Source organism: Paenibacillus graminis (assembly GCF_000758705.1).
GTDB classification, from domain to species: domain Bacteria; phylum Bacillota; class Bacilli; order Paenibacillales; family Paenibacillaceae; genus Paenibacillus_AQ; species Paenibacillus_AQ graminis.
In genome coordinates this window covers 2,568,315-2,583,846 of sequence record NZ_CP009287.1, presented here as the reverse complement: position 1 = coordinate 2,583,846, position 15,532 = coordinate 2,568,315, and the positions used below count along the sequence as shown (strand labels likewise).

Below are 15,532 nucleotides of genomic sequence, written 5' to 3'. Positions count from 1 at the left end.
ATTATACCGGATATGCCCTCCTTACGGGGAGCCTATTTCGCTTCATACCAGTTGCTGCCATAACTTACCTCCGCCTTAAGCGGTACAGAAAGCTTCAAAGCGCCTGCCATAACCTCCGGCAACAGTGTTTTCATCAGCTCCAGCTCATCTTCCGGCACCTCGAATACCAGCTCATCATGCACCTGCAGCAGCATCCGGCTTCTCAGTCCGCGTTCATACAGCGCCTTGTCCATGTGGACCATAGCCAGCTTAATAATATCCGCTGCCGTTCCCTGGATCGGGGTATTCATGGCTGTCCGCTCGGCAAAAGAGCGCAAGTTAAAGTTCTTCGCGTTGATCTCCGGCAAATACCGGCGGCGCTCCAGCAATGTAGTGACATAGCCCTGCTTGCGTGCTTCCACCACAATCTCATCCATATAGCGGCGTACTCCCTTGAATACTTCGAAATACTGCTCAATGAACTGCGAAGCTTCCTTACGCGAAATATTCAGGTTCTGCGACAGGCCGTAATCACTGATGCCGTACACAATCCCGAAGTTGACCGCTTTGGCAGAACGGCGCATGTTGCTGTCCACTTGATCGGCGCTGACACCGAATACATCCATCGCAGTCTTTGTGTGAATATCCATATCCTCCACAAAAGCTTCCTTCATCCGCTCGTCGCCGGAAATATGCGCCAGCACCCGCAGTTCAATCTGCGAATAATCCGCTGCCAGAATCGACCAGCCGGGCTCGGAGGGTACAAAGATTTTGCGGATTTTGCGGCCTTCCTCCAGCCGGATCGGAATATTCTGCAAATTCGGAAACTGGCTGCTGAGACGTCCGGTTGCCGCAATGGTCTGGCGGTAGAACGTATGCACCTTCCCGGTATCCGGGGAAATTTCCTTGAGCAGGCCTTCCACGTAGGTCGACTGAAGTTTGGCAATGGTGCGGTATTGCAGAATTAACCGGACTGCATCATGGTAAGGAGCCAGCTTCTCCAGCACCTCGGCATCCGTGGAATAGCCTGTTTTGGTCTTCTTCACCACTGGAAGGCCCAGCTTCACAAACAGGATTTCCCCCAGCTGCTTCGGAGAGTTGAGGTTGAACTCGGTACCGCAAATCGCATAAATATCCGCTACGAGCTTAGAAATCTGCGCCTCAAATTCCTTGCCGAGGTCGATCAAATCTTCTTTATTCACGGCAATTCCCTGCTTCTCCATATCGGCCAGAATGCGCGACAGCGGCATTTCCAGATCAACGAACAAGCCAGTCATATCCGTGTCCGTCAACTCCTGCTGCTGCTTCTGTACGATGCCAAGCACAGTGGCGCTTTTGCGGGCGACATGATTGCCCAGAATCTCAAGCTCAGGTATTTTATATTTGGCGCCTTTGCCGAACACCTCTTCATCCGGAGACAAGCGGGGCAGGCCATATTTGGCTGTAAGGTCGTACAGATTCTGGTTGGCTTCCGTCGGGTCCAGCAGGTATGCAGCCAGTTGAACATCATTAGCCGCTCCGGCAAAAGCAATCCCCTGCCAGTGCAGCGCCAGATCTGCACGGTGCAGATCATAGCCGCTCTTCGGCGCCTTCTCATCTCCCAGCCAATCCCGCAGCTTCACCGCTGCAGGACTCTTAAGTACTTCAAACGGCACGAAGTAGTGCCGCTCTGGAGAGGACAAGCCTATGCCGATCACTTCAGCGCGGTGCGGATTCTCGCCGTTAGACTCGACATGCAGCGCAGAAATGTCCGGCAAAGCGGCAATCAGGTCCGGCAGTTCTGCTTCGTGGACAATGGTGATGTCCAGCACAGCAGCCTCCACGGTTTCGTTGCCAGCTTCGCCGTTCCCGCCTGCAGGAGCATACGCGTTCAGCGACAGGCGTTCCAGCAAGGATTTGAATTCCAGCTTAGCCAGCGCCGGACCGGCAGTATCGCTGCGGATTCCGGTGAAGACCATATCCTCCCAGGCGTGTTCCAGTGGAACCTCACGGTAAATCGTTGCCAGCTTCTTGCTCATGATGGCACTGTCGGCATGCTCCTCGAGCTTCTCCTTCATCTTCCCCTTCAGTTCATCCGTTCCGGCCAATACGCCCTCCACCGACCCGAACTGCTGCAGCAGCTTCAGCGCTGTTTTCTCACCTACGCCCGGTACACCGGGGATATTGTCGCTGGCATCGCCCATCAGACCTTTAAGGTCAATGATCTGCTGCGGTGTCAGATCATACTTGTCACGGATCTGCTGGGGTCCGTACATTTCGACTTCGGTAACCCCTTTGCGCACCAAAGCCACCGTAGTATGCTCTGAAGCCAGCTGAAGCATATCCTTGTCCCCGGACACGATCATGACCTGCCGTCCGGCCTCGTCCGCCTCGCGGGAGATGCTGCCGATGATATCATCGGCTTCGTAGCCGTCAATTTCAAACTGCGGCACACCCAGATTCCGCAGCAGCTCCTTCAGCATCGGGAATTGTTCGGAGAGCTCAGGCGGCGTCTTCTGGCGGCCGCCTTTATAGTCTTCATACCCCTCATGCCGGAACGTGATCTTCCCCGCATCAAACGCAACAATCATATGGGTAGGCTTATGCTCTTCAATTAACCGCAGCAGCATAGTCGTAAATCCATACACTGCGTTCGTCTGCTGCCCTGCGGTATTCGTCAGCGGCGGCATTGCAAAAAATGCGCGGTAAATAATGTTATTGCCATCTATAAGAATCAACTTGTCCACTTTAGCACCTCGCCTTTACATGCATACTCCTTACATTTTAACATATGCCCCGCTCAAGCAAAAACGCCAAGCGCTATTACCCGGCATTTTGTTTGATTGCAGGAGGTCCATCCGTTTCCCGCTTTAAAACCGGTAACAGTATCTCCACATCAAAAAAGCAAGCCTCCATTATAGAAAGCTTGCCTTTTGCATTGAACAAAGCCATATCCGCCCCGTCTATATAAGTTGAACTTTTGTTTTACATTGTGGGGTAGGGTCGTCACTGCGGGGGAATGTTTGGACTTCCACACGCTGTTGTCGAAAGAATTTCTTGATTGGAACTGCCGTTATCTGCTATTGATTCAGATCCGGACGTTTGCCGGTTACCAGGTAGACTACACTCTCACCAATGTTGGTGGCATGGTCGGCTATCCGCTCGATATAACGGCCGACCAGCGTCAGCAGCATTGCCTGATTCAGGGATTCCGGTTTTTCAACCATAAAAGCATACAGCTCATTGATCATACCGCTATACAATTGATCGACCTGATCGTCGTCCTGAGCCATTTTGTAGGCCAGATCGGTATTCTCGTCCAGATAGGACTGGATCGCTTCCGTTATCATTCCTGTTACAAGCTCTGCCATACGCGGAATATCCACAAGCGGTTTAATGAGCTGCTGACCCTGGACGCGCATAGTGACCTTCGCCACATCAAGCGCCAGATCACCCATACGCTCCAGATCGCTGGATATTTTGAAGGCCACAATGATACGGCGCAGGTCCTTCGCTACCGGCTGCTGGGTGATAATAAGCCGCGAGCCAATTTCCATGATTCTGTCTTCCATGGCATTCAGCCGCAAATCCGCTTTCACAATCTCCTGTGCACGGGCAGTATCCAGAGTCTGCAGAGCCAGTATTGCGCCTTCCAGCGCATCCGTCACATGCTCGCCCATCTGTTGCAGCAGGCTGCGCAGCTCTTCCAAATCTTTATCGAATTCTTTTCTGCGAATCATGATAAAAGCGTTCCTCCTCAAAAACATATGGTCAGCTTGCCATTCCCAGGAGCTTACTGCACCCCGATCAGCCGAAACGTCCTGATATATAGTCCTCGGTGCGGGAGTCTTTGGGATTCGAGAACAGCATCTCGGTATCCGCAGCCTCCACAATCACACCGTTCAGGAAAAATACTGTGCGGCCCGATACCCGTGCGGCCTGATGCATATTATGTGTGACCATAACAATCGTATACTTGTCCCGTAATTCCTGCACCAGTTCCTCGATTTTGAGTGTGGAAACCGGGTCGAGTGCAGAAGTCGCTTCGTCCATCAGCAGAATATCCGGCTGAACCGCGAGCGCACGGGCAATACAAAGACGCTGCTGCTGGCCGCCTGACAGGCTGAGAGCAGATTTCTTCAGAAAATCCTTGACTTCCTCCCACAGGGCCGATTGGCGCAGGCTTTGTTCCACCAGCACATCCAGCTCGGCTTTGCCGCGGATTCCATGCAGGCGGGGCCCGTAAGCCACATTGTCATAGATCGATTTGGGGAATGGATTCGGCTGCTGAAACACCATGCCCACCTGCTTGCGCAGGCTTTCCACTTCTACCTCATCGCTGTAAATATTTTTGCCGCCAATGTTGACCTTTCCTTCGATCCGTGTACCCGGGATCATGTCGTTCATCCGGTTAAGCGTGCGCAGCAAAGTGGACTTTCCGCAGCCGGAGGGCCCGATAAAAGCAGTCACCTGTTTCTCCGGAACTTGCAGGTCCACGCTCTTCAGCGCGTGAAATGACTCATAGTAGAGATCTAGCTTCTCTATGTCAATGATGGATTTCATTAGTTTTTGCGTCTCCTTCTCATCATCTTCGTACCCCATGATAAGCTTTCAGTGTAAATGCAGTTGAAGAGAATTGTTAACGCTGTGTAAAATCACATGTCAGGTCTAACAAGTAGAAACGGCTTCGCCGTCCTTTTAAAGGACGGTACCGTTTCAGCGGGAAATGTAAGGAACAATTATTGCGTGAAGCAGATACATGCTTATATTTCGAAAAAAACGCCGTCATCTTAAATGACTGGCGTTCTTTTTTTGTTCACTACGAGTTTATAGCCTACGCCGCGAATGGAATCGATATGCACCGATTCCGGGTCCAGCTCCAGCTTTTTGCGCAGGGAGCTGACATGCACATCCACTGTACGCTGCCCGCCGATGTAGTCAAAACCCCAGACAGCATTCATTAGATCATCACGCGTCAGCACTACCCCCGGCTTGCGGGCCAGATACAGCAGAACCTCAAATTCCTTGGGCCGCAGATTGATGCTCTGTCCGCCCAGTGAGACCTCATACCGCTCGGGATAGATCTCCAGCTGTCCCAGGATAATAGTTGATGCGGACACTGCGGTTTCCGGCTGAACTTCCTCGGCAAGGCCGGAGATCCGCCGCAGTACCGCACTGACACGGGCAAGCAGCTCCGATACGCCAAAGGGCTTGGTTATGTAGTCATCAGCTCCTGATTTCAGCCCTCTGACTACATCCTCTTCGGCATTTTTGGCCGTCAGTACAATTACCGGCGTGCGGATGCCCTGGCCGCGCAGCTTATCCAGAATATCAATCCCGTTCATCCCCGGCAGCATCAAATCCAGTACGATTAAGTCAAAAGGTTCTCTAGCCGCACGGTCGTACCCTGCTGTTCCATGATCCTCCACTGTGACTTCGTAGCCTTCCTGCGTCAAGTTATACGACAGCAGCCGGGACAGTGTCGGTTCGTCTTCAATGACAAGCAATCGTTGTGCCATAGTTTCCCCCGTCTTCTATGTTTTCAATTTTACAAAACTGCAGGCAAGCCCATCATATCACCGGAATGTTAACCCGGTGTAAAAAAATAAAGGTTTCATGATATTTCCGGTTTTCCACACTAATACTAGCGCTTCAGGTCCTGGCTGGCAATCTGTCTAAAAGGGGAAGGTTGCCCCGAACTATTCATATAAATCCTGTAAGCTCAGTGTGAACCTTCCTGCAGGAGAGGAAGCTCCAGGATAAAGGAGCTGCCGATTCCCAGGTCGCTTTCTACTGAAATCGAGCCGTGATGCAGTTCGACCAGGTGCTTGACGATCGACAGTCCGAGTCCGGTTCCGCCGGAGCTTCTTGATCTGGCTTTGTCCACCCGGTAGAATCTCTCAAAGATCCTCGGCAGATCCTTGCGCGGTATCCCCATACCGGTATCTCTGACGGTAAAAACGACTGTCTCCGTACCATCAGCCTTCTGGCCGTTCACCACGTTGACATTCACACTTCCGCCATCCTGCGTGTAATTGATAGCATTGGAGATCAGATTGATGAAGATCTGGCGCAGCTTGTCCTCATCCCCCTCCATGAACAGCTCTTCGGGAACTGTTGCGTTCAGGCTGATATTTTTCTTCTCAGCCACCTTGCTAAGCGTTTCCAGCAGAGAATCAAAGAACTCAATGAGATGCACAGGAGAGCATTCAAGCTGCGCCCGTTTGGATTCTATTTTGGATAACTCCAGAATGTCACCAATCAGCCGGTTGAGCCGCTCATTCTCATCATAAATAATCTGCAGAAAAGAGCGCGCGGTCTTCTCATCCTTGACCCCGCCACCAAGCAGCGTCTCCGCAAAGCCCTTGACGGCAGCGACCGGAGTCTTCAGTTCATGGGAGACGTTGGCTACAAACTCGCTGCGCATTTTCTCCAGGCGGCGGATTTCCGTCACCTCCTGCAGCAGAAACAGCATCCCCCTGTTCGAGCCGTCTTGAATCATGGGCACACCGTCGAGCCGCACGATCCGTTCGGTAGGATTATAGATACTCCGCTCTTCATGAACTGCCTCATTGCGGGAGACCCCTTCCTCAATCAACCGGGTCAGCTCATAGTGATGCTTAAGCTCCTTGAAGGAGTGGCCGGCCATCTCGCTGTTCTTCACATCCAGCAGCCGCTCCGCAGCCCGGTTCAAAAGCGCGATCTCACCTTCTGCATTAATCATTACGATGCCGCCTGTCATATTATCCAGCACGCTCTGCAGGAGGTCTTCGTTGTCACGTATCGTCTTGAGCTGAGCTTGCAGGCTGTCAGCCATAGCATTAATCGCTGTTGCAAGCTGCCCGATTTCGTCCCTGCGGTTCATTGGAACTCTGGCATCATAGTCCAGATCTGTAATTCTCCGGGCTACCCGTGTAATCTGCTCAAGCGGAGAGGTCATGCTGGAGGCAACCTTGTAGCTTACAAAGGTAGCTGCAATGAACAGCAGCACCAGTCCGCCCGCCATGATCATCCACGCCCGGTTCAAGCCCTCGGTGACCGCGTTCAGAGCCATGGAAAGACGGATATAACCATCGAAGCCCTGATCGGAAACAACGGCGCCGGCTACATACAGCATCTCGCGGTTAAGCGTGTCACTGTACCGGATCGCACGGCCGATTCCTTCTTTTGCCGCCAGCACTTCCTCTTCGCGGGTGGAATGGTTGTCCATCTCCAGCGGATTTTTCTCGGAGTCTCCGATGACCTTGCCGTCCTTAGTAATAAAAGTAATCCGTGAATTGGTTAGCTTGGCAATATGTTCTGCCTGCTCCGTATAGTAGCTGACTGCCCCCGGACTGTCCGTGTCTGTAAACTGGAAGGTGCCGGAGAGCAGCTTTATTTCCCGGGACATGTTCTCTTCCAGCGCGGAAATATGCGAATCCTTAAACAGCTTGGCCATGGTGATACCGGCACCGATCATGGATATGCCGATCAAGGCCATTAGTATGAATGTAAGACGAATGCGAAACGGTCTCATGGGAGGTATCCTCTTTCTCGTCAATGTGTCCTTGAGAATATCCTACCTTCATTTTGGCCAAAATACCAGTTCCCGCAGCAATTATCAACGCAGTGTAAAATGGGCGGCGATGCTCATGCGCCGGGCTTACATCCGGTTATTCTGACTAGCCTTAGCATGAAGTTAAGTCCTTCAATATGCAAAACAAAGAGCAGCCCGCTCAGAGCCGCTCCTTGTTTAAAGTTTTTGTGCATTGCCGCCAGGATTTACCGGCAGTATTCCTAATGCTGTTATTGATCCTTCCAGCGCTGTACGGTCAGGTTTACAGTCTGCGCTCCTCCGGCTGGTGTCAGCGTCCGGTTCGCAATATCCGCACCGCTTGAGCTGGTCTCCACTGTAGCCCAGCTTCCGCGTGTGATCTTGTATTGCACCGCCGTGCCTGCGGGCAGGCTCAATGTGACGGAATAGACTCCGTCGCTGCCTTTGGTCAATTGGTATGCAGGGTCTGCTGCGTTCCAGCTGTTGAAGCTGCCGGTTAAGTACAGCGGATCGTTTGCAGGGGTTGTGCCCGGCACGCTCACCCGGAAAGTCACGCTGTCCGCCTGCGGTTCTCCTGCTGCAATGCTGCCGTTCACCAGGCTCCACGTGCCTGCTCCAAAGTGATAATTGCTGCCGCCATTGTTGTCCCAGATCCCGCTGCCATTGTTAAAGGCGGCGGTCAGGCCTGCGGCACTGCCCAGTTGGATCGTAGCTGCCTTATAGCCCGTGTAAGATGATGACTGCATCTGCTCTCCCGGCGAAGTGGTCCATACTGCCGAACCGTCCAGCTTATAATGAATATAGGAGTTCGTAAATGCTGTGTTCTTGTAATAAATGGTCACTGAATTGCCAACAGGTGTCGCTGTAGGTGTAGCAGTCGGTGTTGCCGTTGGTGTGGCTGTCGGCGTCGCTGTTGGCGTTGCCGTTGGTGTGGCTGTTGGCGTAGCCGTTGCTGTCGGTGTCGGCGTTGGTGTGGTTGTCGCAGTCGGCGTGGCTGTTGGTGTGGCCGTTGGCGTAGCCGTTGCTGTCGGTGTCGGCGTTGGTGTGGTTGTCGCAGTCGGCGTGGCTGTTGGTGTGGCCGTTGGTGTCACCGGTCCGCCCGATTTGATATTTCCGGTCGGTGTATAGGTCCAGGTGCCGGTGCCAAACAGATAGTTGCTCCCGCCGTTGCTGTCCCAGGTGCCGCTGCCATTGTTAAAAGCGGCCTCCAACTGGGTGGCGGAGCCGATATTGATCGTGATCTTGTTATAGCCGGACACCTCGGCTGCTGGCATAGCCAGTCCGGGTGCTGTCGTCCAGGTTCCGCCAACAGGACGGTAGTGAATGTAAGGTGTAGTGTAGCCTTGCTTGTAATAGATCGTTACATTATTTCCGGCAGGAGTGGTCACCAGCGCCGCTGCGCTGAGAGCCGACAGGTTCCCTGCGGCGTCAAAAGCTTTTACCGTATAGCTGTAATTGGTCTGCGATGCCACAGCATTATCTGTATACGATGTGGTTGCAGATGTGCCGATTTTGACTCCATTACGGAAAATTTCATAACCGGTAACCCCGACGGCATCAGTAGAAGCTGTCCAATTGACAAGCACACTGGATGCGTTCTGCACGGCGGCTGTTACATTGCTTGGAACAGACGGAGCCACGGTATCTACTACCGGCTGTGTTTTGGAATAGATTTTAGCTGAATTCGCTCCCACTGTTACGGTAATTTGCTTGCCGGTTGCACCACCTGACTGCACAGTCACCGTGTCGGAAGTATTTAGTTGGTTAACTAGGACTGTTCCTGCAGTTAGGGTGCTTTCTGCACGCAGCGGAAGCGTAACCGTCTGTGAGCCGCCGGATGCATTGCTGAACACAGAAATGACTTCCTGTCCCACATTGGTTCCGCTGTCTATACGGCGCGAGAAGGCATACAGATTCTGGGCTGACCACATTTCACGCTGGGTGCCTGTGCGCAGCGCCGGGTTATTTTTGCGGATTTCATTCAGTTTGGCAATATGCTTATAAGTGCTGGAATTCTCATTAAAATAGTTCTCCAAAACATTGCCGCCCGCATCCCGCTTCACCATCGACCAGCGGTTCCAAGTATCGGCGATTCCGCCTGTCATAATCTGGCCGTTGCCGTTGCCTTTATTTTGTTCAGTACCCTGAAAAACTACCGGTGTTCCACGGACTGTAAAGATAAAGGACAATGCGTTCTGCATTTTGTCTACATTGCCTCCAGCTTCCGTCAAGAAGCGGTTGCGGTCATGATTATCGATAAAGGTAACCATATGGTTCGCATTTCCGTTGTAATAAGAATCCTGAGCAAGTGTGCTCTTAATGTTGGAGTCAAAGGACTGTCCATAAGCGAAACTGTTCAACACCGAGAAGAACAGCGGGAAATCCAGCATGCCCCACTCCTTGTTGTTGCCTACCCAGCGGGAGACAAATTCGGCATTGCCGTCAAAATTCTCACCAAACGTATTAACTCCCAGGAGGTTCTGGAGTTCACCAATATCCGTCGGCTTGATCAGCTTGGCGGCATCCACGCGCGCACCGTCCGCCCCCGTGTAGTCAAACCACCCTTTAATGGAGCTGAATATTGCCTGTTTGGCTGCAGGAACATCAAGATCGATATCATCCAGCCCGCCAAGATCGTGATTCTCCATATAATCCTGAGCCCATTGATCATATCTTCCGTCAACCAGTGACCAGTTAATATCGCCATTATGGTGATACCAGGCCGGATTATTGAACGGTGCTGCGGGCTGCAGTCCTGGGATATCGTAATAAGCCTGATTTCCCAGCATATAGTCCCCGATGTGATTCGGCACAACGTCGATAATGACTTTTATACCGAGCGCATGCGCGGAATCCACAAGTTCCTTAAGCTTTTCTTTGGTTCCAAAGTAAGGATTGGCCGCATTGGGGTTCTTAACATTGTAACCGTGGTAGGCTGTGTTTTTTCCTGTGCCGTTGTTGTCACGGCTCGTCACCTGCGGTTCTGCCACCGGTGAAATCCAAATCGCGGTATACCCCATGTTATGAATATAGGGGAGCTTGTCTATAACCCCCTGCCAATCGCCGCCCTTCATATATCGGAAATCCTCCTCCGAGGTTTCGCCGTAGCGGATAGCGGCACCCGTAGCATTATTGGAGGTATCCCCATCATTGAAGCGATCTACCATAATTTGATAAATCGTGTCATTTTCAGTAACAGTACCAATGCTGGCTGCCTCAACCTGTGTAGGTGGAAGCACAAACAAATTAGCCGTAATAGACAGAATAATGGACGTAATCATAACCGGAACAAGCCATAGTTTTCGTTTCATTCCTCATCTCCCTCTCATAAGAGCGCATATCGAACCTCACTGCCTGTGAATACCCTTACATAACTTACAAAACTATGCTGCAGGACAAGGAAACCGGTTTCCTTCATAAAAATTACCATGTATATGTATGCGTTGTCAAGCATAATAAATATCCCTCACCGGAATGGAGAATTCCTATGGATTAAAGGGTCCACGGGCTTTACAAGTACCGAACAGAAAGTCCAATATATGGTTTTTATGTATATTCATACACAAACTTCACTCTGATTTCTCTCGTGCATCTGCCATATTAGTTGAGCCCGGATAACTCGAAATCTTAAGGATGCAATGAAGCTCAGCAAGACTAAGCTAAGTGGAAAAAGTAAAACTAATTCGCTGAAATTCGGGAAACAGAAGGTATTAGTTGGATTTTGGACACCTAATTCAGGCATTTTCATCCCTTACGGCCGCTTTCAGCCGAATTAGTGGTACTTTTTCCAACATAGGATACTCCATAAGCGAATGAGTTCAATTAGTGAACCTTTTCCCACCAGGGACAACTGCTCGGTTCATAACTAATCAGAGGGCTGAAGCCTGTCCGTTGGCGTGGGGGCACACAAGCATTCAGCTGCCAGCGCATTTTAGTATAGTTAAAAAAAAGCCTCCTCCATCAGAAATGGAAGAGGGCCTGTGAAGCGACTATGGACAAGCTTTTGGCGCTTATCTGGGGCGCTTATTTAAACACCGGTTCCCGGAACTGCGCCAGTTTGGCGGCAGAATCCTTTTCCACATCAGCATGGAGGCTGTTGCCGTGCGCATCCATGGTCACAATTGCCGCGAAGCCGTCCACCTGCAAATGCCACATGGCCTCCGGAATGCCGAATTCCATGAAATCCACACTGTTTACCTTCTTGATGCATTCGGCATAATACTGCGCAGCACCGCCGATCGCGTTGAGATAGACACCGCCATGCTCCTGCAGCGCCTTAAGCGTCTTCGGTCCCATGCCCCCTTTGCCGATGACAGCACGGATGCCGAATTTCTTGATAATGTCGCCTTGATACGGCTCTTCACGGATGCTGGTAGTCGGACCTGCCGCTTTTACATGCCAGCCTTCCTCGTCCTTCAGCATGACCGGACCGCAATGATAAATTACCGCCCCGTCCAGATCCACCGGAGCGTCATGGTCCATCAGATACTTATGCAGCGCATCGCGGCCGGTGTGCATTTCTCCAGAGAGTATGACTACATCGCCCACCCGCAGGCTGCGGATGTCTTCCTCGCTGATCGGCGTGGTCAGCCGGACCTCCCGGGATTCCCCCGCCGCAGCCTCCGCAGGCTTCACGGTAAGCTTCGCCTCAGCTTCAGCAGCCGAGAGCACGGCAGGTGCCGCAAGGATCGCCGCATCCTCGGAAATAACTCCGCAGTCTGCTCCTTCGGCAGCGGCGCCCACTGCCTCAAGCACAGCTGCAGGTGCAGTGTTGCCGTCTTCAGCCCCCACGGAGATTCCCGTGCCGCTCTCATACAGCCATTCCTGAATATGGCCGGTGGCCGGATCAACCAGGATGCCCTGGCGGCGGAACGCCCAGCAATTATAGGCCACGGAGACAAAAAAGCTGGCCGGAAGCCGGTTCATTACGCCGATTTTGCAGCCCAGGAGCGTGACTTCTCCGCCGAAGCCCATCGTGCCGATCCCCAGCTTGTTGGCATTCTCCATAATGTACTCTTCCAGCTTAGCGAGATCTTCATTTGGATTGACATCCTCCACTTTGCGGAACAGCTGTTTCTTGGCCAGCTCATACCCTGTAGTCCGGTCCCCGCCGATGCCCACACCGATGAAGCCTGCGCTGCAGCCCTGCCCCTGTGCCTGATATACGGAGTGAAGGATGCATTTGCGGATACCGTCGAGATCGCGGCCCGCTTTGCCGAGGCCCTCCAGTTCCGCCGGGAGGCTGTACTGGATATTCTTGTTTTCACAGCCCCCGCCCTTCAAGATCAGACGGACATCCACCCCAGCTTCTTCCCACTGTTCAAAATGAATTACCGGTGTGCCGGCACCCAGATTATCTCCGCTATTCTCGCCAGTCAGCGAGTCTACGGAGTTGGGGCGCAGCTTGCCGTTTTTGGTTGCACGGATGATGGCGTTATGAATATCCTTCTTCATCTCAATCTGATTCACACCGACCGGCGTATGAATAATAAAAGTCGGCATCCCCGTATCCTGGCAGATTGGCGATACCTGAAGCTCGGCCATGCCGATATTCTGCGCAATGGTGGTGAGTGCGAGACCGGAACGGGTAGCGCGGTCCTCCAGGGCGCGTCCTTTGGCTACTGCCCGGCGCACATCGCCCGGCAGATTGGTGGAGGTTTCAACAATCAGATCATAAACGCTGTCTTCAAAATGCTGCATCTTCAGTCCAGCTCCTCTCCATGCGTTTGTGGTTGTCCAAACTCTGTTACAATTAGTTTTATCATAACATATTACACCACGCATGAAAGGGGTTACTTTAAAATTGAATTACCATTTTTCAGCCTATTTGTACCGGCTTCAGTATATCCAGCGCTGGAGCCTGATGCGCAGCACCGCACCGGAGAACGTGGCACAGCACTCGTTCCAGGTAGCCCTGCTGTCGCATATGCTCTGCTCCATCGGCAACGTCCATTTTGCCCGTTCGCTGAACGCCGACCGGGCGGCTGCAATGGCGCTGTTCCATGACGCCACCGAAGTCTTCACCGGCGATATCGCCACGCCGGTCAAACACAACAACCCGCAACTCCTGTCCAGCTTCCGCGACATGGAACGGATTGCCGCCGAGCGGCTGAAGGGGATGATTCCGCCGGAGCTTACCTCCGTCTATGCGCCGCTCCTGCAGCCGCAGGACAGCCCCGCCGGCTCCGAAGACGCCTATTTGCTGCGTTATGTCAAAGCGGCTGACCATCTTGACGCTTATTTGAAATGCGTCTGGGAGGTCGCCGCAGGCAACCGCGAATTTGCCGCCGCCAAAGCGCAGACCGCCGCGAAGCTGCGCGGGCTTGAGATGCCGGAAATGGAATATTTTCTGGCCCATATGGCCCCCGGCTTCGAGATGTCCCTGGATGAGCTGTCTGCCGGAACTGACGGCGGACAGGCCTTGGAGGACGGGGACACCCCATGAAGAGCAGGAGACAAGCTGTGGAGAACGGAAGAACAGTTCATGCAGGGCTTGGGGCCGCGAAGAAGAGCGGGTCCCCCTTCACTTTTCCAAGTAAACGGGCGGTTCGGATGCTGTGATTGATGTATAAACTAATGCGGGCTAAAGAGGTTCCCGCCGGATCGCAGGCGAGGTGACCCTTGCTGCAAAGTTAGGTGGAATTAGTATAGCTAATCCGCTGTATTTTGCCCTTTCTCGCTGTATAGTGGGATTTTCTCCACCTATTCCAGTTAAAAGCGGGGTCAAGACGCACATAACGCTGAAATAAATATACTTATTCCCACTAGAGGTGTTTAAGGAAGCAGACTGCCCGTTTTAGTTCTACTTTATCCACTAAAGTTCCTTCCCTCACAGAGAACAAACTCTCTTAAAATTCTCAGCAGGCGGAGTCAGATGGAATAAAATTTGCCGGCTATGAGCTGCTGTCACAGTCAACTTTCTATTACGCTTGCAGCCTCAGCAGATCCCAATCCTTGAAGACCGGCTGCAGGCCGTTTGCCTGAAGCATGTCCGTAATTTCTTCTACACTCCGTTCATCCGAAATTTCGAACTGCGGAGTTCCGCCATCCTGGGTGTGTCCTCCCACTTCAGTGGAGACGCCTGCGGACATTTTGGTGATGCCCAGGTGGATCAGATGATTACGCAGCGAGGCAGGCTCCCGGGTAGACAAGGTAATGCCGGAACGGGGCAGAAACAGGCGGTACGCCAAAATAATCTGCACCAGCGCCCGGTCCGTAACATCGCTATCCGGATTGAATTCCCCCAAATACGGCCGGAAACGCGGGGCGGATAAGCCGATTTCGCATTCCGGATACTTGTCCTGCAGATACCTCGCATGCATCGCGGTCATGAATGCCTCCTGCCGCCAATCATACATCCCAAGGAGCGCACCGATGTTGACAGAGCGGAAGCCGGCCTGACAGCCCCGCTCGGGGGCATCCAGCCGGTTGCGGAAGACTCTTTTGGGACCTTTTACATGCAGCTTCCGGTACGTTTCCTGATGATAAACCTCCTGATACAGGGTCAAGCCGTCCACTCCCGCCTCTCTAAGCTCCCGGTATTCCTCCGTGGACAGCGGATTCACCTCAATACTTACGGAAGGGAAGTACTCGTGCAGAATTTCTACGCATTCCTTCACATAAGAAGCCGGGCTGTCACTGCGCGATTCGCCGGTCAGCACCAGAAGATGGCGCAGGCCTGTGGAGGAGATCGCAATCGCCTCTTGCCTGACCTCCTCCGGCGTCAATTTTTTTCTCGGAAAATCATAAATGGAGCTGAAGCTGCAATAGGTGCAGTGATTCACACAAAAATCGGCCAGATACATCGGTGTGAACAGCTGCATCACATGCCCGAAATGCGTACGGGTCAGCCGCTGCGCACGCTGGGCTATCTCCTCCAGGCATGGCTCCGCAGCCGGAGACAGCAGGGCCAGCAGGTCGCTTTCATCCAGGCGGTCCTTGCATAGTGCCCGCTTCACATCCTCCACCTGGAACTGCTGCCATAGGCTCTCGTAAGGAAGCTGCTCCAGACGGGTCAGTGTTTCATAAAAACTCATGTTT

9 protein-coding genes are annotated in these 15,532 nt (G+C 52.6%); 1 reads left to right on the top strand and 8 read right to left on the bottom strand.

What is annotated here, in order from left to right; translation table 11 throughout:
• Positions 1-32: 32 nt before the first annotated feature.
• From polA to PGRAT_RS10355, 7 genes are all read right to left on the bottom strand, one after another.
• Positions 33-2,705, bottom strand: a complete 2,673-nt coding sequence (gene polA, locus PGRAT_RS10385; protein WP_025703504.1) for a DNA polymerase I — start codon at positions 2,703-2,705, stop codon at positions 33-35.
• A 333-nt stretch (positions 2,706-3,038) separates the two neighbouring features.
• A complete protein-coding gene (gene phoU, locus PGRAT_RS10380; RefSeq protein WP_042266521.1) occupies positions 3,039-3,698 on the bottom strand; it encodes a phosphate signaling complex protein PhoU in 660 nt (219 codons plus the stop codon).
• A gap of 67 nt (positions 3,699-3,765) precedes the next feature.
• Positions 3,766-4,521: a phosphate ABC transporter ATP-binding protein PstB gene (gene pstB / locus PGRAT_RS10375; RefSeq protein WP_020427951.1), complete on the bottom strand. Its 756-nt coding sequence runs from the start codon at positions 4,519-4,521 to the stop codon at positions 3,766-3,768.
• A gap of 227 nt (positions 4,522-4,748) precedes the next feature.
• A complete protein-coding gene (locus tag PGRAT_RS10370; protein WP_025708182.1) occupies positions 4,749-5,477 on the bottom strand; it encodes a response regulator transcription factor in 729 nt (242 codons plus the stop codon).
• Between the two features lie 203 nt (positions 5,478-5,680).
• Positions 5,681-7,474 carry a two-component system histidine kinase PnpS gene (gene pnpS, locus PGRAT_RS10365; RefSeq protein WP_025708183.1) on the bottom strand — a complete coding sequence of 598 codons (1,794 nt, stop codon included), beginning with the start codon at positions 7,472-7,474 and terminating at the stop codon, positions 5,681-5,683.
• Between the two features lie 269 nt (positions 7,475-7,743).
• Complete coding sequence (locus PGRAT_RS10360) at positions 7,744-10,803, bottom strand: alpha-amylase family glycosyl hydrolase (protein WP_042266518.1); 3,060 nt, start codon at positions 10,801-10,803, stop codon at positions 7,744-7,746.
• Between the two features lie 712 nt (positions 10,804-11,515).
• A complete protein-coding gene (locus PGRAT_RS10355; protein ID WP_025706708.1) occupies positions 11,516-13,192 on the bottom strand; it encodes a fumarate hydratase in 1,677 nt (558 codons plus the stop codon).
• A gap of 103 nt (positions 13,193-13,295) precedes the next feature.
• Here PGRAT_RS10355 and yfbR point away from each other — a divergent pair, with 103 nt between their 5' ends.
• Positions 13,296-13,937 carry a 5'-deoxynucleotidase gene (yfbR, locus tag PGRAT_RS10350; RefSeq protein ID WP_025706709.1) on the top strand — a complete coding sequence of 214 codons (642 nt, stop codon included), beginning with the start codon at positions 13,296-13,298 and terminating at the stop codon, positions 13,935-13,937.
• Between the two features lie 478 nt (positions 13,938-14,415).
• Here yfbR and thiH read toward each other — a convergent pair whose 3' ends face one another.
• Positions 14,416-15,528, bottom strand: coding sequence for a 2-iminoacetate synthase ThiH (thiH, locus tag PGRAT_RS10345; protein WP_025706710.1), 1,113 nt, complete (start codon positions 15,526-15,528; stop codon positions 14,416-14,418).
• Between the last annotated feature and the right edge of the window lie 4 nt (positions 15,529-15,532).